Origin of the sequence: Psychromonas saccharinae, from assembly GCF_051201515.1 — a bacterium.
GTDB lineage: Bacteria > Pseudomonadota > Gammaproteobacteria > Enterobacterales > Psychromonadaceae > Psychromonas.
The window spans coordinates 1,382,944-1,405,412 of sequence record NZ_CP195153.1 but is presented as its reverse complement, the minus strand read 5'-3'; the positions used below and the strand labels follow the sequence as shown (position 1 = coordinate 1,405,412).

Here is a 22,469-nt window from a genome sequence, read left to right as displayed (position 1 = left end):
ACAAGATAATTCGATTTAGTTATACACCTAGTCCATGTGAACACACACAGGCTTAAATCAATCGATGATAGGAAATAATATGGAATTGTACACAAAGGATGGTAATCCACTTCAAGTTTATGAAGATAAGGTGTTTAGTCGTTCAGGCAATGTAGTGGGACGCATTAAGGACAAAAAAGTGTTTGGCCCTAATGGTCGATATGTTGGAACCATTATTGGTGAGCACCTGATATACAGATCAACAGATAGTGCAGGAATTAACCCTCCCTTTACCTGTGCTAAACGCAGTGCATCAGCGAAAGCAAATAGAGCAAAAATCGCGGTTTGGGGAGATGAACCTACAATACCCGCTTAAGGCACCAAAAATTACCGCCCACCAACATTAAATTATAACCAAGGAATTATTGTGAATAAGATATATTTAGTCAAAAATGGAGATACATTGTGGGATATTTCTGCAAAGTATTTAGGTTCACCATTAGATTGGCCCTTCCTATGGCGTTATAATAATCGTAGGAGTGTAATAGCAATAACTGGAAAGAAAATTCAAAATCCTGATTTAATCTATCCTGGTCAAAAGTTACTAATACCTAGTACAGGTAATGCTATAGCAAATGTAAGCCGTTCGCCTACATTATTAAACAAACCGAAACAATCACTGAAATCACAATTGCCAAATATAAAGTCACCAATTTCATTTAGTTATAGTTTAAATGATATATCTCAATATATAACCTCTCCAGGGATAATGATTGAAATTAAATTGAAAGGAAATATTGTACTGTCGACACAGAATTCTTATCCAATAAATTATGTTATTAATAATAAACAACTTGAAACCAAAGTTAATTCTTCAGCAAATAATGCTTTTAGTTCATTAACCTCTGAAACTAAAGTTGCAATTGATGGAAATAAAGTAACTGTTGGCAGCAAAATTATATCTAAAAGTAGTAAGCCTAATGTACCTTCAACCGCAATAGGTATTCAAATGAGTTCTAATTCCCCAATACCAAAAATACATTATGAAATACAGCTTCCTGAATTAAAAGGCAAAATCAATGAGTTTAATTATCTTGCCGATAAAGTTACATTTATAATAGAAGTTACTCGATTTGAAGATAAAAGCGCTAAAGACACTGAATGGCCAAAAACAGTTGCAATTGGTTTAACTACTGCTGCTTTAGTAACTGTAGTTGGTACATTAGTAGAAGATGCCTTTACAGGTTCAGCTGGTGTTATAGATGATCCCTTCTGTTTTTCTGTAGCTGCGGCAATGAGAATGAAGGCTATAAGACTCTGGAATTTATCAGATAAAGCATTGGTACCTGCTGTTGTAAAATACTCAACAATTATAGTGCCGGCTGCTACAGTCGAACTATCGAAATAGCTGGAGTCTATTTAATGAATATTAAACTTTTATTTTTTATGCTCATGGTTTCATTATTGTTAGGGTGTTCTGATTCAGAAACAGAAACAGAAAAAGCACAAGCTAAGCGTTTATCTGAAACATACAATATTGAAATTAAAGCAGGTGACCCAACAGAATTTTGGCCAGAACAATTCCCAAAAGATGGTTTTGAATTAACAATGGAAGGAACAACTTTAAATAATTCATCAGAAGCGCTAGATGGCATTGAAGATGCTTTAAAAATTTATCCAAAAGGTTTTGTTTCATCAATTATTAAATCAATAAACATCTGTGGTTCAATGAAAATGGAAGGATCCGATGCAGGCGGGACATTCTCCTCTAATTCTCTAATATTATCGAGTATATCTGCTTGGAATGGAACGGGTACTAATTATACAAATGCTCTGAGAGGAGTACACCATGAATTGAGTTCTTTAATTTATTTACGATCTATTTTCGCAACATTAGCTTGGAAAAAATTAATGCCAAAAAATTGGAAGCCTTCTATCAATAATCACGAAACATTAAGTGTTAATAATAATATAGAGCCAAATTATGCTTCAGGTTTTCTTACTGAGTATGGAATGACTAATATTGAAAATGATTTTAATGTTTATGCTGAATTTATTTTTATTGAGCCAGAATATATTATAAAGCTTGCAACAAAATATCCGATTATTGCGAAGAAACTTGGCTTGATAATTTCTGCGTATACAAATGCAGACCCAGAGTATAGCAATGAATTTAAAACATATTTCAATAAAACAGGCTTACAAAAAGTATCAATACCATCGGAAAAAGTAGTACTCACTCTTAAAGTAAATACAGAGAATATCAAACCAAAAATTTCATATGATAATTGAAAAAAGACAACCAGCGGAACATTGATTCCTTATAGTCAAAAATAGATGACCGCTAATTTAGTTAATGAATTATGACGCGTTAAAATAATTATCCCAACGCTGATCGAGTATCTTAATAGCCTCATCAATTGGGAGAGCTTGATAGCCATTATCGTTTTTAGTGATGATGCCAAGTGTTAACAATTTATTTAATGCGTCATCAATTTCGAAATTCACTTTGCATTGCCATTTTTGTTCAAACCAAGCTTCAATATTTTTGTCCAACTGTACTTTAGTTAGTCCATGCTGACTGGATAATAAGAAATGATAAGCCAGTATAGCTTCCTTACATTCTTCCTCTTCAGCATCATCGGCTAACCGGTGAAATACGCCAGCATTATTATCAAGATTTTTAAAATAAAGGTTCTGTGTCAAAGTCTGCATAAACTTTAGTTTACGATTTTTAAAGTTACTAAATTGTTTCCAGAGATAACCACCAAAAGCAGCTAATCCGGCAAATAATGCCAGTATAACGGTTGTATTAATTTCTACAGGTTGAGAGCTTAGCCCTAACCAGAAGCCTAATAAAGAACCGATCAAGACCAATGTTGCACCTAGTTTTGTGGTGATCACAATACCGCCACTGATTGCGGCAGGAATGCCAATCAATAGTTTGTCTAAGGTGCGCATACGAACACGGGTGTTGGGAAATAGCATTTCAAGGTCAGCTTTTGGCACATTCTGAAATAATTTCAAGACCGTTGAGCCCGGCGTAAAATACGCTTCTAAGCCCTTTTCAGGTACAAAGTTTTCCTTAAAACGAAGATACACGACGACGCGATCATAGTTAATAAACTCAATTTCTTTTGGAAATAATCCCAAAAAACGTGAAACGATTTCTTTACGTAAGGTTTCACCTCGGCAAAACAGCAATACCTCTGAAAAATCATCAAAATCAACGTGTAAACGGATCTTAAACAACGATTCTTCAGACATTGCATGATTCAATTCGACTTCAGAGATACGTTCGTAATTTGCTTTTTCTAGTAATCCCCCCAATAAATCAACAAAATCAATATTCGTCGACTTTTGAGCTAGGCCAATATCCCTCGTATCACTATCGGGATTAACTGAATCATAGGCACTTTTCATTGATTCCGTCACTTGGTAAAACTCGAAATGAAAAATGCTGCTCAACATGTGGCAAAGTTTTTTGAACTGCTGTTTATCGATATCCGACGGTTCATTTTGCAGACACATTTCGACAATATCGCGTTTACGATAGGGAATAAAACGTAATCGTTTAAGTATTTTTTTTACTGACAAACTAAGCCACCATTTTTATTGAATATTAAGAAGTTATACGAGCCACAAAATTATATACCCGTTAGCAATATTTCGACTGGCTTACATGGTCTACACCGTTCAGAAAGTAAGCCTTATCTCGCTACTCTTGCTTTAATACAAACGGCGGAATAGGAAATTCATGCACAAAACTATCTATCCCATCATAGAAGACAACTTGTATAAATATCGATTTTATTTGTTCGCTATTGACGCCTTGAATCTCATCTAAATAAGAATACGTTGGAGTATCCTTTGGCTGGTAATAAGGGCGCGCTTCATCGCATTTGATAATTGGTAACACGTTATCTAATTGAGTTTCACTTATTCCCCAAGTAACCTGTTGAATACCGCATGCAAATGATTGTAGGTGGGTATAATAAAACATAATTCGTCCATTAAAATTCCGCCACTCAATCCAATATTCAGTGGTCAAAAACAGCCCTTTTTTTTGTTCTATTTGAACCGCTGTACCAATTTCTTTATTTTGATTCCGATGCCCTTGCCCATAGGAAATAGATGTAAGAGAAAGGTTTAAAACACATGCAATAACAACTGTTTTTAATATAGAGACTTGAAACGTCACTTTAATACTCCAATAAAGAATTAAGACGCTATGTTCTTAATCTTGAAAAGAAAAATTGCATTATCTCTTTTTATTATGGCAATACCAACAAAGACTAACATTATGTTTGCATTATTATCCGCGCCCCTTTAATCCGAATAGCCACGGAACAGGCGATCACAGAAACTTAAAATAAAAAGTGATCTTTTATTTGAATGTTCCCCGTATTGATGAGCCGTAATGAAAACAAAAAGTTAAATCATCCATTAATACAAAAGGAACATTTTATGCTTAAGAAAACATTCGCAATTTGTACATTAGCCCTTTCTAGTTTTGCATTCATTCCAGCAGCTCAAGCTAACCATCACGGAGTAAAGGAAGATATCATCGATGTTGCAATGGAAAATGGTTCTTTTAACGCGCTTGTTACTGCAGTAAAAGCAGCCGGATTAGTTGAAACATTAAAGGGAGAGGGACCATTTACGGTATTCGCGCCAACGGATGAAGCCTTTGCTAAATTACCTGAAGGTACGTTAGATATGTTGCTATTGCCTGAAAATAAAGAAAAGCTAACATCCATTCTGACCTATCACGTAGTTGCAGGAAAAGTGACCGCAGCAGAGGTAATGAAAGTAGATACTGCAGCGACAGTACAAGGTCAGAAAGTAACAGTAACAACGAACGATGGTAAAGTGATGGTTAATAACGCCCACGTGGTGATGGCAGATGTGGAAGCCAGTAATGGTGTCATCCATGTAATTGATAACGTATTAATGCCGAAGTAAAAAAAATAAGCCCTATTCCTTTGAATAGGGCCATTAATCTCAAATAATCATTAATTATTTAATATCGCAACTCGATTACTTTACACAGAAACATTTATCGTAGTCTCGTAATAAATACAATGCAATACAAGCACCTAGCATTGGCCAAGCGGCAAAAAACAATAAATTACTGTTTGCAAAAGGGCTCATATAAATTGGAAATGAAACCAATGTTGAAGCGAGGTGGATAATGAGAATAAGTAGATAGGTTATATTTTTTTTACACCCTGTTACAAATAATAATGCCAAAATAATTTGTACGGTACCCATTAAATAAGCGGTCATTTCTCCCAATTGATCAATTTGATAAAACTTAGAAAAGACTGCAGCTACGTGCCCTGGGTTAAAAAATTTATCTAACGACCAAATACCAATAACAATAAATATACCAACACGCAAAGCAAACAGGGACCAACCTAATTTAGTTTGATCCACTTGTACCGTTTGTTTTTCACTCATTTTTTTATTTCTCCTAGGGTTTAATTAATTTCTATTTTTAACATAAGGTAACAATTGAAGATGTTAAAATTGTTTTAACCTATCACTGTGATAGGCATAAACAATGAAATAAAACAGCAAAATACACGGTGTGAAAATTTTTTAAATAATATTCATTATCATTGAAATAAATATTTCCGAGGTCGGGTCTTTTAAATATGAAGTGATTTAGCGGCTACTCTGAATACCATTAATATCAAAAAGCGTCTTCATTCAAATGGTAAACATTGAGCCACTTCATCGTTTAATTACACACAACAAAGCGAGAATTTTATGAAAAAAGCAATAGTGCTTGCGCTGTCTACATCATTACTTTGTTATGCATCCCTAGCAAATGCAGACAAAACCGTATTAGCCGGAGGTTGTTTCTGGTGTATGGAATCTGATTTTGAAAAATTGCCTGGCGTCACCGATGTGGTTTCTGGTTTTACAGGCGGTACCGTCGAAAATCCAACCTATCGTGGTAATCATGCTGGGCATTACGAAGCTGTAGAAATAACCTATGATGCTAAACAGGTGAGTTACCAAGAAATTTTAGATCATTACTGGGTAAACATTGATCCCTTCGATAGTCGGGGCCAATTCTGTGATAAAGGACATAGCTACCTCAGTGCAGTTTTTGTCGCTAATGAGCAGGAGCGAGCAATAGCTGAACACTCGAAGCAAGTGGTTGCGAGCCAGTTTCCCAATCAAACCGTTGTCACGCCAATTTTAAATGCAAGTACCTTTTATCCCATCAAAGGCGCAGAAAGTTATCATCAAGACTTTTATAAAAATAGCCCAATACGTTATAAAGCTTACCGGTGGAATTGTGGTCGAGACCAGCGTTTAGAAGAAATATGGGGCGCACCTTCAAGTCATAAAGTGAAAGCCGTTAATGCATCTATGGAGAATAAAACAACTTATACCATTCCAAGCCAAGCGGAATTAAAAGAAACACTCACACCTCTACAATACAAGGTGACTCAGGAAGCAGGTACAGAGCAGCCGTACAATAATGCGTATTGGGATAATAAAGAAGCGGGTATTTACATTGATATCGTTTCTGGCGAGCCATTATTTAGCTCTCTTGATAAATACAAATCTAACACCGGTTGGCCAAGCTTTACTAAACCTCTTGAGTCCGCCAATATTGTTGAGAAAGAAGACAGAAGCTGGTTTGCTATTCGGACTGAAATTTTAAGTAAACATGCAAATTCACATTTGGGCCATGTATTCAACGATGGTCCAGCACCAACGGGCTTACGTTACTGTATGAATTCAGCATCAATGAAATTTATTCCCGTTGCAGATTTAGCCGCAGAAGGATATGGTCAATACAGTAAGTTATTCACAAATAATACATTATAATCTTTCGATTTATCACGTTACTACTAAGCGTTGCTTTAGTAGTAACTTTTCCTACTATTTTTAATCCCCCTTCTTTTATGATTAAATCCCATCAATAAACCAATACATTCAAAGTAGCGTTAATGTCTTATGGATAAATTACAACTTAATGAAATTATTTGGCAAATCGTTTCGTCTATTCCAAAGGGAAAAGTGGCAACCTATGGTCAAATAGCGAAATTAGCCGGCTTTCCTAGCCATGCTCGTTATGTTGGTGCGACGCTCAGAAATCTTCCCAAGGGCTCGACATTGCCTTGGTATCGCGTTATCAACGCAAAGGGTGAAATATCATTTCCTTTAAACGGGGAAGCGTATCAAAGACAACGTGTACGTCTAGAAGCAGAAGGCATTATTTTTAATGGGACAAAAGTTTCATTAAAACGCTATTTATGGTGAACATGATTGCCTTAAAAAGATAAACCCCGTACCATTCTTCGCAATTTAATTTTCGTTTAAGAGAGTAATAGAATGGATAACCAAGCAGAAATTATCACCACCCTAGAAGAATTAGAAACATTTCTTATCACCGTTGAAAGCGGTGCATTAGGTTTAGGTAATTCAGCGGGCATTGCATTGGCAACCAGTAATAAAGATGGCCGACGTTTTGTTGCCGTATTAGATGATAAGCATCAGTTATTATTATCGCGCTGGGTTACCGAGGAAGTATTCCAAAATGGGCAAGATTTAGTCCGTAACGGTCCGAACCGTAAAAAACATTAAAGTTCGGCCATTATTTATCTAGGGTTAAACCAATTGTGCAGTGATTGTTTTTGCTAGATAGTCACTAAAATGATGCCCATGATTTTCTAACATTTTAGGAAACATAGAAATTGGCGTTAACCCAGGAAAGGTATTTATTTCATTGAGTAAAATATCATTTTCCGCCGTTAAGAAAAAATCAATCCGCGATAAATGCCTTAACTTCATCCCCTTAAATACGCTAATGGCATAGGCTTGAATTTGTTCAGCAACCGCTTTATCTACCGGCGCAACCACTAACGTACTAGCATGACTATTCGAGGCATATTTTTCATCGTAGGTATAAAAAGTATTTGCTTCACAAACTATCTCACCCGGTAAAGTTGCAATCACTTCACCTTCATATTCATAAACAGCCACTTCAATTTCTCGTGCTTTAATCGTTTTTTCAAGAAGCACATAATCACTGTAACCAAAAGCCTGTTGCAATGAATCACTCAGTTGTGAATGATCATCTACTTTATAGCAACCAACCGAAGAGCCTTGAGAGGCAGCCTTAATAAATAAAGAGCCCCACTTGTCTAAGGCTGTTTCTGCTTGTTGAAGTGCAGCTTGATTATATTGCTGTAAAAAGATGTACTCGGTATTAGGAATCCCCAGTGCAGTAAACCACATTTTAGCAGTGACTTTATTAAAGCAATTACGGCTTGCTTCTGGTTGACACCCCAAATAAGGCAATTTAATTAATTCAAGGTAGGATTGAATATCACCGGTTTCTCCTGGATATCCATGAAAACACGGAATAACATAATCAATCGTCTGGGATGCTTTATTTAGATCTGAAAAACGTACTTCTCGCGTATTGGTTAACTCACAGCGTTGACCATCTTGAGTTGAATATTGCCCATCCTTATCCAACACCAGATTAAGCACATTAAATTGCGGTGATTTTGCTAATGAGTCAGCCATAAATTTAGCCGAAAGCAATGAAATTTCATGCTCAGCCCCACCACCGCCAGAGAGTAATAAAATAGTTAACTGTTTCATTGGGTATCCTAAATTGATGAATTATCTACTTTAATACAAATAAGCACGAAATCAACAAGGTTATATCGCTAATCGACCATATAAGCAGCGTACATCATTAAATATAACTTGATCGGTATTATTTATATACACAAATGATGACTAAGATGAGAATTATCGGAACCGATATGGAATAATAGTTATGCAACTAACTTATCAATATTAAAGGTATATTATGAAAACAGTTAAGAATCTGCTAACTGCTCTTATTATGGGTTGCTCTGCAACAATTGTGTTTCCCGCTATGGCTATGCCTTCTCCAGATGGTGCCTATAATGTTTCAGACCAACCATTAACCTTAGATATTCATTTTCAAACTAAAAATTATGTTTACGATAGTCAGTGGCCTGTTGAAAAAGAAGCCGCGCGTTTAACTAATCTGCATTTAAATAATCTTGCCTCCATGGCGAATATTAAAACTCAACAAACCTTTATTTTAATGCTCGCAGCCCATGACCTACCGCCTATTATTGGTGGCGAATCCATTAGAGATAATGTTAATCGCTATGGCCCCGAGGGTGCATTTATTCCATTAAATGAGCTAATCGAAAAATATGCGCCACATATTAAAGCGTATTTTGAACAGCATCCTGATATCAAAAACGCCATTTCATCTTCCAATGGTAATTTATATTATATCCCTTATATTCCCGATGGAGACTTAGGACGTGGTTACTTTATTCGTTACGATTGGTTGAAGAAACTTAACCTCAACGTACCGCAAAATATTGATGAACTGTATAAAGTATTAGTGGCCTTTCGCAATCAAGATCCAAATGGCAATGGTAAAAAAGATGAAATACCGATTTTCATGCGAAATTGGGAAGAGTTAATCCGCATGGTAACGTTTTGGGGCGGCCGCTCTACCGGTTCAGAGAAATACCATGACTTCTACGTTAGTGATGAAGGTCAACTACAATACGGTTATATTCAACCCGCATACAAAACCGGCATTCGTCACCTCGCTAAATGGTACAAGGAAGGATTGATTGATCCTGAAGTATTTACCCGTGGCGATCGCTCTCGTGAATTTTTATTAGCCAATAACCTTGGCGGCATGACCCATGATTGGTTTGCATCTACAGCAAGTTATAATGATTCAATCGCCAATCAAGTACCTGGTTTTGAATTTAAAGCAATGGCACCTCCCGCAGGAGTCTCGGGTAAACGTATCGAAGAACACCGTCGCGCAACGGTTTCCAATGACGGTTGGGCTATGTCTTTTAGCAATAAAAACCAAGTAGAAACAATCAAATACTTTGACTTTTTCTTTACCGAAGCAGGAAGACGTTTAGCAAATTATGGGATTGAAGGCCAACAATATGACTTGATCGATGGCAAACCTATTTTCAAGCCATCGGTATTAAATAATCCAAAACCACTGACGCTGCAATTGAGGGAAATCGGTGCTCAAATCCCACGTGGTTTTCAGCAAGATTACAATTACGAATTACAACAACCCAATAAATATGCACTCGATTATATCGCGTTATATAACCAAGATGTCGACTTTCCAACGCCCTTTCTTGGTGTTGAATTAACGGATAAAGAGCAAAAAATCTATGATAAATATTGGCCAAGTCTGCTCGGCTATATGCTAGAAATGCAGCAATCTTGGATCCTTGGATATGGTGATATCGATAAAGATTGGGATGCATACCTATCAAAACTCGATAAAATGGGATTTGCAACGATTCAAGCGTTAATGCAAGCGGCATACGAACGAACTTATCACCGTTAACAAACCGCCGGAATAAGCATAGTAATAAAATTGTTTATGTGATTTGAAATATTTTCCGGTTAATCCCTGTCTATATACTATATCCATTTATTAAGAGTGAACACATGAACAAAAATACTATGCTTACGGCGGCGTTTATCGGTTTAATTTCAAGCATTATCTTTATTTTAGTCCAACCCATTTTTGGTATGTCGACCTTAACATCAAGACATGCAGCAGCATATATAAGCCTGGGGGGATACACTGAAATATCAGCATTACTTCTATCTTGGTTTGTACATATCAGTGTATCAATTGCCTACGCCATACTATCAAGTATCATTTTTAGTATTAATAGCACGGCATTCGTGAATACAATTCAAATATTAGTCTTCGGATGGATGACAACACTGATTGCAACACCCGCTAATGAGTTTGTCGTCAAATTAGTTACGATGAAAAAATTTCCAGATCTTAGCGCATTGGCCCCTTTAAACTTCGAAGTCGGCCCTAAACTATGGCTACACCTAGTATTTTTTGTTTTTATTATTATTGGGCTTGTTTTAACCCAAAAAATAACAAAAAGACCTGTAATTTCTCCTGCCATTTAATGACTTGGGGGGATTCCCCCTATCCATCACTCAATAAAAGCGAAATATCAATGGCAATCAATTAATTATTAAGGAAAAAATCCGTAAGAACCAATTATTATTGGACAATAGTTGTGTGTACGAATAGGGTGGAATCACCCAATATATAATACCAATTGTATTAAATATGTGATCTAAATTTTGCGCTGGAAAAATGGTTTAGTTTGAGGCGAAAGTTGATGTAAATGGTTGTTCCCTTAACGAAGCTTTCAACAAAGAAATAAACTATTTTAACCAGCAAAATAGATCAGCTAATTATTACGATTGGTATAATCACACTTTAAAGGACTATTAGATGAAAAAAACAATCATTTCCCTATCGATACTACTTTCCTGCGCAATAACAACTAATGTCAATGCCGATCCAAAAACACCGGGCACAGAAAAAGGCTACTCTACTATTGATATTCTTAATCTAGGTGTGCCTAAGGATTTAAATACCGTTTCAGTTGAGAGTTTATCTAAGGAACTGGCAGGTAAACCATCAATGGCCGTTGGTTTTGATGTCGATGACACGGCACTATTTAGTTCTCCTGTTTTCTATCGCGGTCAACAAGAGTTTTCTCCAGGTGGTTATGCTTACCTTTCTAATCAAGATTTCTGGGATAAGGCCAATTGTGGTTGGGATATTTTTAGCATGCCGAAGAAAATTGCCACCGAACTCATTGATATGCACCAACAACGCGGTGATTCTATTTACTTTATCACCGGACGTACTGGTTCTGATTGTGATTTCACAACCCAATACCTAAAGCGTGTTTTTAATATTACCAATATGCACGACGTTATTTTTGCCGGATCTAGTCGAGAAGAATATCTAAAAGCCAAGCACATCAAAGCTCACAATATTAAAATATATTATGGGGATGCAAATGGCGATATTATTTCAGCACGCCAAGCAGGCGCTGAAGGTATCCGTATTATGCGTGCAGCAAACTCAAGTTATACCCCTATTCCAAAAAATGGCCTCTACGGTGAACGGGTTATGCTTAACTCACAATATTGATTCTTTTAGTTGAAGCTATTATTTAAAATAGCTTCAACTCTTTAATCAAACTATACCCGTTACCATTCAAGATGCAGAAATCAGCAAGACGAGAGGTGAGCAGATTCTAGGCATAAAGGTGAAGATCTAACGGGTTAAATCGAGACTTTATAACAACGAAGATGTTTGCCTCTCGTCTTGCCCTGCGGGTCACTAGCTCGTTTCTTATAAACCATGGCAATACTGCGTTATAACTTTCGATAAGGACTAGCCATTAAAGATGTAAAGTCTTGTTTTTACATCTACCGATAGAGGATTAACGCAGTTAATCGCTCGAAAGGTCATCATGTTACGCCTTGCCTTGGTATCCGAGCTAGTGACTGATAAACGCATCTTGAATGGTAACGGGTATAAACCGAGTTATTGTATTTATTTCACTACGGAGTATTTAAATGAAAATTCAGGCAGATGTTAGTACGTTAGATATTTTAGGCCACTTAATTATTTGGTTTATAATTATTATCGTTACATTAGGAATCGGTGCTTTTTTCTTACCTTATTCATTTTCAAAATTTATCATTAACCGCTCCACCTTGATTGATGATCGTGGTGTTGCACGGAAAATGACTTGTAATACAGATCTGTTCGGCAATATCGGGCATGTACTTTTATGGATAGTCATTTCCATATTAACCTGTGGTTTAGGTTATGCTTTTTATGTTTATAAAATTTGGAATTACTCATTAAACAATACCACCATTGAATAATATTTATATCTCAGTGAATACTGGATAATTAGGCGCTTGATTATTCAGTACTTTGATAATATCGGTCAATACAGAAGACGCAATATCTATCTGAGATTCAATGGTGAATGCCGCAATATGCGGTGTTGGGTAAACAGCTTCATGCGTACTTAATAAATCCGCTTTACCAGGTTCACAAGCACGAACGTCCAATAATGCCCCTGCAAGCTGTTTCGATTCTAATGCGGCTAATAACGCACTTTCATCTATGACATCACCACGCGAAGTATTTAATAAAAATGCGCCAGGTTTGGTCATCTCCAAATAAGTCTGATTAATAAACCCTTTAGTATCAGCATGCCCAGGTAGATGAATCGATATGATATCGGCCGTTTTAAGCAAGGTTTCCAATGGGCTATATTTAAAAGGTAGAATGACTTTTGTTGCGGTGCGATTATAAACCAGAACATTCGCACCAAGCGCCTGCATTTTTGTTGCTAACGCTTTTCCTATATTACCGAAACCAATAATGCCAATCGTACTCTGGCTAATCTCTCGACCTAAGCTGAGATACTTGCCTCTATTCCACATTCCCTGCTTAGTTTCATTAATTGCAGAGGGGATCTGGCGTAATGCATTAAATATTTGAGCAACACAAAATTCTGCTACGGCATTGGTGTTCTGCACAGGTGCATAAACAACTGAAATGCGACACTTTTTAGCATGGTTACTATCAATATTTTCTGTCCCTGCGCCTAAACGACCAATCACCTTGATAGATGTTAACTGGTTAATAATGTGCTGATTAAGCTGAGTCATATTCCTAACAACTAATGCATCATAGCCCCTCGCAACAGTTATCAGTTCATTCTCGTTCTGCCAAAGATCGTCAATAATATCAATATCTAATTGATTATAAAATGCTGTTGGGATATCAAATTTTTCAGTCGCTAATAATTTATATTTCATCAAATTCAACTTTTATAAAAGAAATAACGTAATCACTATTTTCACCTAACTAAGGGATTAGCCAGCCTTTTACGATAACAGAGTTTTATCTTAAGCACTTTAAAATTTTGTTTGTTTAAATTCCATACAATAGAATGCATTTATAAATAAAATTGTCTCAGAATATAGATTATTTTTAGCAAACAACTACGCTAATAAGACGCTAATAATATCCCTCGTACATAATTGGAAAAATTCTGGAGTTAACGATGAAAGAGCACGGCCATTTTGATATGAAAATAGTTGGCCAAACATTAATTGTAACTTGCTTTGATAGTTGGAATATTGAAACGACAATCAGATTAAGTAATGAATATACGCAACTTGTTGAAAAAATAAATAATGCGCCATGGGCATGCTTAGTTGATTTAAGGCAATGGGAATTGTCTACACCTGATGGTTGGGATGAAATCAATAAATTAAATCAATGGGCAAATATTAATAATCAAGGCTATGAAGTCGTAGTCTGCAATACAGCATTAAAAGAATCACTCATGAAAAATAGCCATAAAGTATTAACCAATGTTGAGACGTTTTTTTGCAATGACTTAGACAGTGCTTACCAATGGTTAAATACAAGAGGATTACTCAATACGTTGAAATAAAGACTCTTTAAATTTAGGAAAACAACATAGCACTTCAACCCCCTGCTGCTTGGCTTGTTCAAATAACTTCGCATAATTTTTATCAATATGTTCTGCAGCTTGCACAGATGTAATGCCCGTATGTAAAACAGCAAAAATAAGCACACTTCTAAAACCTTGCTGCTTCATTTCAATTAATTCTCGTAAATGTTTTTGACCACGCTGACTCACTGCATCCGGAAAAAAACCAGCCCCCTTACCAAAACGAGATTCAAGTAAGGTGCAACTTTTAACTTCAACATAGCAATCGGGTTTATTGTTATCACTTAGTAAAAAATCAATACGACTATTTTCATTACCATACATCACCTCTGCTTTAATCGTATTATATCTAGCAAGTTCAGGGATTTGGTTATGCTTTAACATCTTTTCAATAAAAGCATTTGCCTTCACTGAATTAATACAAATCCAATGCCCTGCTTGGGTATAAGTTAATTCCCACGTATATTGATACTTTCGCTTCGGATTATTGGAAGTGCTATACCAAACTTGGTCACCGGGATCAGCACAATGTGTCATTGCGCCGGTATTCGGACAATAGATAGTCAATAATTCACCGTTTTCTAATTCAATATCGGCTAAAAAACGCTTATAACGTTTAATTAAAGTGGCTCGCTGTAAGATATTAACTTCCTTTCTTTTATGCTTTTCATCTTGTTATTTAATTATCATCCACACACAGCAATACCATGTAATCACAGTCTAAAGTCGCTATCAGACTCCGATTAACGCGTAAGCATAGCAGATTCATATTTAATAAATAATTGCTATTATCGCCGACAGCATAACCAAGTTATGGAGTAATGAAAAGCCTAGAAAAAACCAAAATGAGTCACAATACTTAGTCTAATAAACAGATAATTACGTTAAAAATATACCTGAGATAAGTTTCAATAAACTATCGATTTAAGATTTTTAAATCAATACAACTCGCCGTACTAAACAGCTGCTGTGGCTCATTCTAAAATTTGTTGACCTACTATATTTTTCTGGTGCTCATTCACTTTATAGCAGTCATATCATCGAAATTAATTATACAGGGAGATTAAGAATAAATTTACAGAACTTTTAAGTGAACGACTTTCATTATTTCCATTTCAAAACCGGCAATCATTTCAACGGCAGGATAATAGGAGAGATCAACTTGCTTACCTTCCAAGTTTTTATATTTAAATTCACGGCGGTATTGAAATGGACAATCATAGCCATCCACCATAATTGTATTCAACATACATTCGCCATTAAAACGTTGCACATGAGATTTAACTTCCATCACGTCACTGTGAATGGGTTGTGAATTTTGATGTTGTGACATGATGTCAATTGAGGGATTCATTTTTTGCTCCTTAAATAGAAATAAGTAGCTAGTCATTATAGACCACTTTTTGAGCAATTATAAGGGAAACTGGTTATTAATAGAGCATAAAATCAGAAGTATTTAAGCTAATATTCAGATTACATTCACTTTATTGCTTTTATCGTGGACTAAAATTAATCCACGATAAACATGAGTCATCAATCAATACCTAAATATTTATGCATTTGAATGGAAAGACGCCAATTTCGTTCGATACAAACTCTGCTACATAACGCCGTAGCACTCGCCTGTTGTGAAATAGGTTGTAAACAGATAGTTTTCCCTTCAGTTGACGATAACTGCTTTAATAATTCATCTAATTGATCTATGTCTTTTTGCCTTCCAACGGGATGCTTAATTTCATTGGCGCGTTCCAATGCCGATTGAAGCACCACCTTTCCACCACGCATATTAACTTTGGGCGACAATGTAACCCAAGTCTGTTCATTAGTTAAAATTGGATAAGTACCACTGGTTTCGATTTGAGTTTGAAAATGATTGGCGTGTAGTAACTCGGTTAACTCATTCAAATCTACCATACATGGCTCACCGCCGGTTATCACAACCAATTTAGCAGTATACTTCAACCGATTAATTTCATTGAGCATATCCTGAGCACTCACCGCTGCCCAACAACTAGATTGATCGCTGTGGTCAGAGAGTGCCTTTAATGGTTTTTGTTTATCGGGATCAATATTCCACGTATTTTTGGTGTCACACCAACTACAACCAACATCACAGCCTTGCAAACGAATAAAAATAGCAGGGACACCAGTATAGGTTCCTTCTCCCTGAATGGTTTGAAACAGTTCATTTACTTTATAGTTTTGTGCCATTGTCGTAGTATACTCTTTTGAATTTTGGGTTGAATAGGCCCGGTTTATACACTGAAATGACATCACTATGCAAATTTACAGTTTCTCTGTATTTTGTATCATTCGGGTATTAATCAAGACATTAGGAAGTATCAGTATTATGAGCAAAAAAGTCGTTGTTATTTATTCAGGTGGAATGGATTCTTTCACTGTTCTACATAAAGCCATCGAACAAGGTTTAACCCCCTATGCATTAACATTTGACTATGGGCAACGCCATATTAAAGAAATTGAAGTCGCGAAGGATGTATGTAAAGAACTCGGCGTTAATCATAAAATCATTGATATTTCAGCTATCAATCAATTAATTGGTGGTTCTTCATTAACCGATAGCTCAATTGAGGTTGCGCTTGGTCACTATGAAGAAGAAAATATGAAATCTACCGTCGTTCCAAATCGCAATATGATATTACTATCGTTAGCGATTGGTTATGCCGTATCGATTGGCGCAGAACAAGTGTACTACGGTGCACATTCGGGAGATCACGCCATCTACCCTGATTGCCGCCCTGAATTTGTTGAAAAAATGAATAATGTTGCTGCCATTGCAAATTATGAAAAAACAGAAATTTTCTCACCGTACCTTAATAGCAATAAAATCGGTATTTTAAAGGATGGCCTTGCAATGGGACTTGATTACAGTAAAACTTGGACGTGTTACAACGGTCGAGAAAAAGCCTGTGGCCAATGTGGTTCGTGCGTTGAGCGTCTTGAAGCCTTCGCTGAAAATGGTGTAACGGATCCGATACCCTACGAAGATTAATTGACCTCTATGTCACCTTAGCGAGAACAAAACTCGTTGAGGTAACATGAAGTAACCTATCAACTTAACCTCTTTTTCTTCACTGTTATCACACATACCTATAAATTCATTCACAAATAATTATTTTACGTGCCCTCCTGCAGTGCAAAGTTCACATTTTTACAACTTTATTAGTGCACTAAAACCAGAAACAATTAACAAACACCTCACCAAAAACAAACAAACCCATGATTTAAATACATAAAATTTATATGGCACACATAATGCTAAATGTAAAATATGTTATTCATATGTTAACAACTTGATAAACACCGTTTAATTGTTAGCGCCATCGTAATGAAAACATATTTAGCTAAACATTAGTCAATGCAAACCTAATTAACGAGTTACACAAAATTTTGTAATCAGGTTGTTAAAATTTTTATCACAAAAAGGATGTTAAGTATGAGTTGGATCAAACCTATTAAATTTGCCGCGACACAATTAGCTGTCGGCATTGCACTATCGGCGACGGTTATTTCTTTCGCTCAAGCGGAAAAATTGGGATTTCCTGAAAAGGAAGAATTGAAATTTGGCTTTATTAAATTGACCGATATGGCTCCCATTGCAATTGCCTATGAAAATGGCTACTTCGAAGATGAAGGTTTGTACGTCACGATTGAAGCTCAGGCGAATTGGAAAGTTTTATTGAATGGTTTAATCGATGGCAGTTTAGACGGTGCACATATGTTAGCCGGACAACCTATTGCTGCAACAATGGGATTTGGTACTCAAGCACATATCATCACTCCTTTTTCAATGGATCTTAATGGTAATGCAATCACTGTTTCTAATGATATTTGGAAACAAATGAAACCCAATATCCCTAAACAAGCAGACGGTCGCCCTGTTCATCCCATCAAAGCTGACTCACTTAAACCTGTTATTCAGTCCTATAAAGACCAAGGTAAACCTTTCAATATGGGCATGGTTTTCCCTGTATCAACGCACAACTATGAACTTCGTTATTGGCTAGCTGCAGGCGGTATCCACCCGGGTTACTACGCACCCCACAAGGGCGATACAAGTGGGCATATTGATGCCGATGCGATTCTGTCTGTTACGCCACCACCACAAATGCCTTCCACTTTAGAGGCTGGCACTATTTATGGGTACTGTGTGGGTGAACCTTGGAACCAACAAGCGGTATTTAAAGGTATTGGTGTTCCCGTGGTAACGGATTACGAAATATGGAAAAACAATCCTGAAAAAGTATTCGGCTTAACCGCTGACTTTGCTGAAAAATATCCAAATACTACGATTCGTTTAACTCGCGCATTAATTCGTGCGGCAATTTGGTTAGATGAAAATAACAATGCTAATCGTCCTGAAGCGGTAAAAATATTATCACAGTCAAATTATGTCGGTGCCGATTATGATGTTATCGCTAACAGTATGACCGGGACCTTTGAATACGAAAAAGGTGATAAACGTGATGTGCCTGATTTCAATGTATTTTTCAGACATAACGCAACCTACCCATACTATTCAGATGCTATTTGGTACTTAACGCAAATGCGCCGTTGGGGACAAATATCTGAACAAAAAAGTGATGAATGGTACAAAGATCTAGCGAAGAAAGTATACCGCCCAGACATTTATCAACAAGCCGCACAATCCTTAATTGATGAGAAACTAGCGAATGCAGCGGACTTCCCTGACTTCGGCTCAGAAACTGGTTTCCGCCCTCCACAAACTCACTTCATTGATGACTTAGTGTATGACGGTAACACACCAAACGCCTATATTGACCAATTTTCGATTGGCCTAAAGAAAGCAGACAAGTTGTAAATATCAATACGGGTACTTATTTCAGTGCCCGTTAATCAATAAACCTATTACTGACGAAAAATCATTCTATAAGGATTTTTAATAATGAGTATTTCTTCACTATCAAATAAATTAACTTCCGCACCATCAACGAATGTTAATTTCGCAAAATATTTTCACTCTCTGCGTAAAGTAATTTTATTGCCAGTGATCGGAATTCTTGTATTTTTAATGCTTTGGTCAATGACCGCAAAAAATATTCATACTTCCCTAGGTGATTTCCCTGGGCCAAATGCAGTATTTCAACAATTTAACTCTCTTTATCATGAACATGTGACTGAACGTGAAAAAGCCGATAAATTTTATGACCGCCAAGAAGCAAGGAATGCCGCTCGTGTTGAAGCAGACCCTAGCTACGAACCTAAAATACGTAAATACACCGGTAAAGAAACCTTTTTTGACCAAATTATAACAAGTCTATTTACGGTCACCGCTGGTTTTTTATTAGCTGCAATTATTGCGATTCCTCTTGGTATAGCAACAGGACTCAGTAAAAACTTAAATGCAGCCATTAATCCAATAATACAAGTATTTAAACCCGTCTCTCCACTTGCTTGGTTACCACTGGTCACCATGGTTGTTAGTGCCCTATATGTTTCTGACGATCCCTTGGTTTCTAAATCCTTCGTAAATTCTCTATTAACCGTGACTCTATGTAGTCTATGGCCAATGGTCATTAACACTTCAATCGGCGTTTCATCTTTGGATGACGATTTGAATAATGTCAGTCGCGTCTTACGTTTACCAATGCATAAACATATTCAAAAAATTGTATTACCCGCTTCAGTACCAATGATATTTACCGGTATGCGCCTTTCATTTGGTGTCGCGTGGATGGTTTTAATTGCAGCAGAAATGCTGGCCCAAAACCCTGGTCTTGGAAAATTTGTTTGGGATGAATTTCAAAATGGTAGCTCCGACTCACTGGCTCGTATTATGGCGGCAGTAATAGTCATTGGACTAATTGGCTTTGTGCTTGACCGAGGTATGTTGCAACTACAACGTTTTGCATCATGGGATAAATCAACAACAACCGTTTAATTAAGCCATCAATAATAGATTAAAGGATTTTACAATGAGCACATTACTTGATATCAGCCATATTGATATGGTTTTCCCAACACCTTCTGGCGACTTTACCGCACTAAAGGATGTTAGTTTACAAATAAAAAAAGGTGAATTTGTTTCGCTAATTGGACACTCTGGTTGTGGAAAATCAACCGTATTAAATGTCGTCGCTGGATTATATAAAGCCAGTAAAGGTGGTGTTATTTTAGGCAATAAAGAAGTCACTGAACCAGGACCAGAGCGCGCAGTTGTATTTCAAAACCATTCTCTCCTTCCCTGGTTAACTGCTTATCAAAATGTTGAATTAGCCGTTAATGAAGTATTCACTGGTAAAATGAATAAAGCAGAAATGAAAGAGTGGATCGAACATAACCTTGCACTTGTTCATATGGACCACGCGATGCACAAACGTCCGAGTGAAATCTCAGGTGGGATGAAGCAACGTGTTGGTATTGCGCGCGCACTCGCAATGCAACCAGAAGTATTATTGATGGATGAACCCTTTGGAGCGCTAGATGCATTAACCCGTGCACATATGCAAGATTCATTAATGGAAATTCAAAACGAACTAAATAACACGGTCATTATGATTACCCACGATGTTGACGAAGCAGTTTTACTCTCGGACCGCATTGTAATGATGACCAATGGTCCAGCTGCAACAGTGGGGGAAATATTACCGGTCAACCTACCACGTCCTCGCGATAGATTAAGTTTATCAAAGGATCCTGAATACAATCGATTAAGATCAGAAGTACTAACTTTCCTCTATGAAAAACAGCGTAAAGTTGAAAATATCAAAACTAAAACAGTGGCTCAGGAAAAAAGCCAAGCAGTAAAGGTTTAACCACGATTCTTATACTAAATAAAACTCAGAAAGAGACAGCGATAAGAAACAACTAAACGTTTATCGCTACCCATTACCAATCAAAATGCATTTTTACTTATTGAATGGTAATGGGTATAGAAAGTATGTTGAGTAAAAAGACGGACTTGTTAACAGAATAATTTTTTGAGCAAATCCCGGTGATTCGATTTGCACAAAAATACACCAACATTCAATAAAATTAATTTCACTTATAACAAGATTAGCTTCATTTTAACTAACTTAATATGTACTATTTAACATACGCTCAACTTAAAATTAACAATAATAATGCACAATCCGAATTATCAAACAAAATATATACCCGTTATAAACTATAAGGTTGCTGTAAATGGCACTTTTTAACCTACTTTTAATTACAATAGTATTATCTGTACTTAGCTTTCTGTTTTTTTATTTAAATCATTTGCATGTGCAAGAAACAAATAAAAAAAAGCAGCTAGAGGGACTTAATATACTTAAAAATTACAGAACCATATTAACGTTATTACAACAGCATCGTGGATTAACAACAGCTTACCTGAATGGCGGCGATATATTATTGAAGCGAATCACTCCTCTAGAGGAAAAAATTAATAATCAGATTCAACAAATTGACTCAGAAGAGGAATGGCTCAAAAATAATTTAATGTGGTTAGGCATCAAAGATCACTGGAAACGCCTACTTAATAATTATAATAATTATGAAAGTGAACATAACTTTAGGCAGCACTGTAATTTAATTATCAATCTACTTAAATTAATTGAATATTGTGCCGAACAACATGATTTACGCGGGCTCTTTTCTAAAAACTTAAAAAATGTCGACTTCATCTGGTCACAATTATTAATTACAGCCGAAAATATAGGCCAAATACGGGCGATTGGCACAAGTATCGCCGCAGCTCAAAAGGCCAGTAATATACAGCTTATTCACCTTAACTATTTACAGGTCTGTGTTAACGATTTTTTAAAGAAACCCAATCAACCCTTTGATAACTCGTTGATTGTAGAATTCTTAAGCACAGTGAACAATGAAATAATTAACCCTTCTATCAATATACCGGCAGAGAAATTTTTTAATCTTGCTACCGTTGTAATTGATGATTTACTGAGTAAATCAGATGACTACTTGAATAATTTTGAGTTAAATTAACACAAAATTATTCAAGTAGTCATTGCACCATCTTCTCTAGCAACAAGCCATTCCCAAAAACAAATTCGATACAATCTAAAAAAACAAATTACCCACAAAAAAGCGTAA

The 22,469-nt window shown here is 36.3% G+C and carries 25 protein-coding genes and 1 pseudogene; 18 read left to right on the top strand and 8 right to left on the bottom strand.

Annotated elements, in window-relative coordinates; all coding sequences use genetic code 11:
- Positions 1–79: 79 nt before the first annotated feature.
- From ACR30L_RS06295 to ACR30L_RS06285, 3 genes are read left to right on the top strand one after another with little or no spacing between them, the layout of a single operon-like run.
- Complete coding sequence (locus ACR30L_RS06295) at positions 80–355, top strand: 4-fold beta flower protein (RefSeq protein ID WP_435237180.1); 276 nt, start codon at positions 80–82, stop codon at positions 353–355.
- 51 nt (positions 356–406) lie between these two features.
- Positions 407–1,387, top strand: coding sequence for a LysM peptidoglycan-binding domain-containing protein (locus ACR30L_RS06290; protein ID WP_435237179.1), 981 nt, complete (start codon positions 407–409; stop codon positions 1,385–1,387).
- A 14-nt stretch (positions 1,388–1,401) separates the two neighbouring features.
- Positions 1,402–2,271, top strand: coding sequence for a hypothetical protein (locus ACR30L_RS06285; RefSeq protein WP_435237178.1), 870 nt, complete (start codon positions 1,402–1,404; stop codon positions 2,269–2,271).
- Between the two features lie 69 nt (positions 2,272–2,340).
- Here ACR30L_RS06285 and ACR30L_RS06280 read toward each other — a convergent pair whose 3' ends face one another.
- Together ACR30L_RS06280 and ACR30L_RS06275 are read right to left on the bottom strand one after the other, a co-directional pair.
- Positions 2,341–3,576 (bottom strand): TMEM143 family protein, encoded by a 1,236-nt coding sequence (locus tag ACR30L_RS06280; protein WP_435237177.1) that lies wholly within the window; start codon positions 3,574–3,576, stop codon positions 2,341–2,343.
- A gap of 121 nt (positions 3,577–3,697) precedes the next feature.
- Positions 3,698–4,180 carry a hypothetical protein gene (locus tag ACR30L_RS06275; protein ID WP_435237176.1) on the bottom strand — a complete coding sequence of 161 codons (483 nt, stop codon included), beginning with the start codon at positions 4,178–4,180 and terminating at the stop codon, positions 3,698–3,700.
- Between the two features lie 266 nt (positions 4,181–4,446).
- On the opposite strand from ACR30L_RS06275, the gene ACR30L_RS06270 reads away from it, so the two are divergent.
- On the top strand, positions 4,447–4,944 hold the full coding sequence (locus ACR30L_RS06270) for a fasciclin domain-containing protein (protein ID WP_435237175.1): 498 nt from the start codon (positions 4,447–4,449) through the stop codon (positions 4,942–4,944).
- A 75-nt stretch (positions 4,945–5,019) separates the two neighbouring features.
- Here the strand turns inward: ACR30L_RS06270 and ACR30L_RS06265 are convergent, their stop codons facing one another.
- Positions 5,020–5,442: a hypothetical protein gene (locus ACR30L_RS06265; RefSeq protein ID WP_435237174.1), complete on the bottom strand. Its 423-nt coding sequence runs from the start codon at positions 5,440–5,442 to the stop codon at positions 5,020–5,022.
- A 312-nt stretch (positions 5,443–5,754) separates the two neighbouring features.
- Between ACR30L_RS06265 and msrA the strand changes: the two are divergent.
- The 4 genes and pseudogenes from msrA to ACR30L_RS06245 all read left to right on the top strand — a co-directional run.
- Positions 5,755–6,342, top strand: a pseudogene (gene msrA, locus ACR30L_RS06260) (peptide-methionine (S)-S-oxide reductase MsrA); the annotation flags it as partial.
- A 24-nt stretch (positions 6,343–6,366) separates the two neighbouring features.
- The gene (gene msrB, locus ACR30L_RS06255; RefSeq protein ID WP_435237879.1) at positions 6,367–6,831 is read left to right on the top strand and encodes a peptide-methionine (R)-S-oxide reductase MsrB; all 465 of its coding nucleotides are present in this window, start codon (positions 6,367–6,369) and stop codon (positions 6,829–6,831) included.
- 129 nt (positions 6,832–6,960) lie between these two features.
- Positions 6,961–7,266 carry an MGMT family protein gene (locus tag ACR30L_RS06250; RefSeq protein WP_435237173.1) on the top strand — a complete coding sequence of 102 codons (306 nt, stop codon included), beginning with the start codon at positions 6,961–6,963 and terminating at the stop codon, positions 7,264–7,266.
- Between the two features lie 72 nt (positions 7,267–7,338).
- Positions 7,339–7,590: a hypothetical protein gene (locus tag ACR30L_RS06245; protein WP_435237172.1), complete on the top strand. Its 252-nt coding sequence runs from the start codon at positions 7,339–7,341 to the stop codon at positions 7,588–7,590.
- A 24-nt stretch (positions 7,591–7,614) separates the two neighbouring features.
- Here ACR30L_RS06245 and ACR30L_RS06240 read toward each other — a convergent pair whose 3' ends face one another.
- The gene (locus ACR30L_RS06240; protein WP_435237171.1) at positions 7,615–8,616 is read right to left on the bottom strand and encodes a D-alanine--D-alanine ligase; all 1,002 of its coding nucleotides are present in this window, start codon (positions 8,614–8,616) and stop codon (positions 7,615–7,617) included.
- A gap of 214 nt (positions 8,617–8,830) precedes the next feature.
- Between ACR30L_RS06240 and ACR30L_RS06235 the strand changes: the two genes are divergently transcribed.
- The 4 genes from ACR30L_RS06235 to ACR30L_RS06220 all read left to right on the top strand — a co-directional run bounded on the left by ACR30L_RS06235 (position 8,831) and on the right by ACR30L_RS06220 (position 12,777).
- Complete coding sequence (locus ACR30L_RS06235; protein WP_435237170.1) at positions 8,831–10,396, top strand: hypothetical protein; 1,566 nt, start codon at positions 8,831–8,833, stop codon at positions 10,394–10,396.
- A 104-nt stretch (positions 10,397–10,500) separates the two neighbouring features.
- Positions 10,501–10,986 carry a hypothetical protein gene (locus tag ACR30L_RS06230; protein WP_435237169.1) on the top strand — a complete coding sequence of 162 codons (486 nt, stop codon included), beginning with the start codon at positions 10,501–10,503 and terminating at the stop codon, positions 10,984–10,986.
- A gap of 334 nt (positions 10,987–11,320) precedes the next feature.
- Complete coding sequence (gene aphA, locus ACR30L_RS06225; protein WP_435237168.1) at positions 11,321–12,031, top strand: acid phosphatase AphA; 711 nt, start codon at positions 11,321–11,323, stop codon at positions 12,029–12,031.
- Between the two features lie 431 nt (positions 12,032–12,462).
- Positions 12,463–12,777, top strand: coding sequence for a DUF6693 family protein (locus tag ACR30L_RS06220; RefSeq protein ID WP_435237167.1), 315 nt, complete (start codon positions 12,463–12,465; stop codon positions 12,775–12,777).
- A gap of 3 nt (positions 12,778–12,780) precedes the next feature.
- Here the strand turns inward: ACR30L_RS06220 and ACR30L_RS06215 are convergent, their stop codons facing one another.
- A complete protein-coding gene (locus tag ACR30L_RS06215; RefSeq protein WP_435237166.1) occupies positions 12,781–13,725 on the bottom strand; it encodes an NAD(P)-dependent oxidoreductase in 945 nt (314 codons plus the stop codon).
- Positions 13,726–13,973: 248 nt separating this feature from the next.
- Here ACR30L_RS06215 and ACR30L_RS06210 point away from each other — a divergent pair, with 248 nt between their 5' ends.
- On the top strand, positions 13,974–14,369 hold the full coding sequence (locus ACR30L_RS06210) for a hypothetical protein (RefSeq protein ID WP_435237165.1): 396 nt from the start codon (positions 13,974–13,976) through the stop codon (positions 14,367–14,369).
- On the opposite strand, the gene sfsA is transcribed toward ACR30L_RS06210, so the two are convergent.
- The 3 genes from sfsA to queE form a co-directional block, all read right to left on the bottom strand.
- Positions 14,349–15,032 carry a DNA/RNA nuclease SfsA gene (sfsA, locus tag ACR30L_RS06205; protein ID WP_435237878.1) on the bottom strand — a complete coding sequence of 228 codons (684 nt, stop codon included), beginning with the start codon at positions 15,030–15,032 and terminating at the stop codon, positions 14,349–14,351. The genes ACR30L_RS06210 and sfsA overlap by 21 nt on opposite strands.
- Positions 15,033–15,465: 433 nt before the next feature.
- A complete protein-coding gene (locus ACR30L_RS06200) occupies positions 15,466–15,744 on the bottom strand; it encodes a hypothetical protein (protein WP_435237164.1) in 279 nt (92 codons plus the stop codon).
- A gap of 179 nt (positions 15,745–15,923) precedes the next feature.
- Positions 15,924–16,601: a 7-carboxy-7-deazaguanine synthase QueE gene (gene queE, locus ACR30L_RS06195; RefSeq protein ID WP_435237163.1), complete on the bottom strand. Its 678-nt coding sequence runs from the start codon at positions 16,599–16,601 to the stop codon at positions 15,924–15,926.
- 139 nt (positions 16,602–16,740) lie between these two features.
- Between queE and queC the strand changes: the two genes are divergently transcribed.
- The 5 genes from queC (at position 16,741) to ACR30L_RS06170 (ending at position 22,361) form a co-directional block, all read left to right on the top strand.
- Positions 16,741–17,403, top strand: a complete 663-nt coding sequence (gene queC / locus ACR30L_RS06190; protein ID WP_435237162.1) for a 7-cyano-7-deazaguanine synthase QueC — start codon at positions 16,741–16,743, stop codon at positions 17,401–17,403.
- Between the two features lie 444 nt (positions 17,404–17,847).
- Positions 17,848–19,233 carry a CmpA/NrtA family ABC transporter substrate-binding protein gene (locus ACR30L_RS06185; protein ID WP_435237161.1) on the top strand — a complete coding sequence of 462 codons (1,386 nt, stop codon included), beginning with the start codon at positions 17,848–17,850 and terminating at the stop codon, positions 19,231–19,233.
- 84 nt (positions 19,234–19,317) lie between these two features.
- Positions 19,318–20,313, top strand: coding sequence for an ABC transporter permease (locus ACR30L_RS06180; protein WP_435237160.1), 996 nt, complete (start codon positions 19,318–19,320; stop codon positions 20,311–20,313).
- 34 nt (positions 20,314–20,347) lie between these two features.
- Positions 20,348–21,187: an ABC transporter ATP-binding protein gene (locus tag ACR30L_RS06175; RefSeq protein ID WP_435237159.1), complete on the top strand. Its 840-nt coding sequence runs from the start codon at positions 20,348–20,350 to the stop codon at positions 21,185–21,187.
- A gap of 370 nt (positions 21,188–21,557) precedes the next feature.
- Positions 21,558–22,361, top strand: coding sequence for a hypothetical protein (locus ACR30L_RS06170; protein WP_435237158.1), 804 nt, complete (start codon positions 21,558–21,560; stop codon positions 22,359–22,361).
- Positions 22,362–22,469 lie beyond the last annotated feature (108 nt).

Coding starts and splice junctions, on each gene's coding strand:
- ACR30L_RS06210 (WP_435237165.1), top strand. CDS start 13,974: ATGAAAGAGCACGGCCATTTTGATATGAAAATAGTTGGCCAAACATTA.
- ACR30L_RS06170 (WP_435237158.1), top strand. CDS start 21,558: ATGGCACTTTTTAACCTACTTTTAATTACAATAGTATTATCTGTACTT.
- ACR30L_RS06180 (WP_435237160.1), top strand. CDS start 19,318: ATGAGTATTTCTTCACTATCAAATAAATTAACTTCCGCACCATCAACG.
- ACR30L_RS06220 (WP_435237167.1), top strand. CDS start 12,463: ATGAAAATTCAGGCAGATGTTAGTACGTTAGATATTTTAGGCCACTTA.
- ACR30L_RS06245 (WP_435237172.1), top strand. CDS start 7,339: ATGGATAACCAAGCAGAAATTATCACCACCCTAGAAGAATTAGAAACA.
- ACR30L_RS06250 (WP_435237173.1), top strand. CDS start 6,961: ATGGATAAATTACAACTTAATGAAATTATTTGGCAAATCGTTTCGTCT.
- ACR30L_RS06200 (WP_435237164.1), bottom strand. CDS start 15,744: ATGAATCCCTCAATTGACATCATGTCACAACATCAAAATTCACAACCC.
- queC (WP_435237162.1), top strand. CDS start 16,741: ATGAGCAAAAAAGTCGTTGTTATTTATTCAGGTGGAATGGATTCTTTC.
- ACR30L_RS06295 (WP_435237180.1), top strand. CDS start 80: ATGGAATTGTACACAAAGGATGGTAATCCACTTCAAGTTTATGAAGAT.
- ACR30L_RS06265 (WP_435237174.1), bottom strand. CDS start 5,442: ATGAGTGAAAAACAAACGGTACAAGTGGATCAAACTAAATTAGGTTGG.
- ACR30L_RS06175 (WP_435237159.1), top strand. CDS start 20,348: ATGAGCACATTACTTGATATCAGCCATATTGATATGGTTTTCCCAACA.
- ACR30L_RS06240 (WP_435237171.1), bottom strand. CDS start 8,616: ATGAAACAGTTAACTATTTTATTACTCTCTGGCGGTGGTGGGGCTGAG.
- ACR30L_RS06185 (WP_435237161.1), top strand. CDS start 17,848: ATGAGTTGGATCAAACCTATTAAATTTGCCGCGACACAATTAGCTGTC.
- ACR30L_RS06230 (WP_435237169.1), top strand. CDS start 10,501: ATGAACAAAAATACTATGCTTACGGCGGCGTTTATCGGTTTAATTTCA.
- ACR30L_RS06215 (WP_435237166.1), bottom strand. CDS start 13,725: ATGAAATATAAATTATTAGCGACTGAAAAATTTGATATCCCAACAGCA.
- ACR30L_RS06270 (WP_435237175.1), top strand. CDS start 4,447: ATGCTTAAGAAAACATTCGCAATTTGTACATTAGCCCTTTCTAGTTTT.
- queE (WP_435237163.1), bottom strand. CDS start 16,601: ATGGCACAAAACTATAAAGTAAATGAACTGTTTCAAACCATTCAGGGA.
- ACR30L_RS06285 (WP_435237178.1), top strand. CDS start 1,402: ATGAATATTAAACTTTTATTTTTTATGCTCATGGTTTCATTATTGTTA.
- msrB (WP_435237879.1), top strand. CDS start 6,367: ATGGAGAATAAAACAACTTATACCATTCCAAGCCAAGCGGAATTAAAA.
- aphA (WP_435237168.1), top strand. CDS start 11,321: ATGAAAAAAACAATCATTTCCCTATCGATACTACTTTCCTGCGCAATA.
- ACR30L_RS06235 (WP_435237170.1), top strand. CDS start 8,831: ATGAAAACAGTTAAGAATCTGCTAACTGCTCTTATTATGGGTTGCTCT.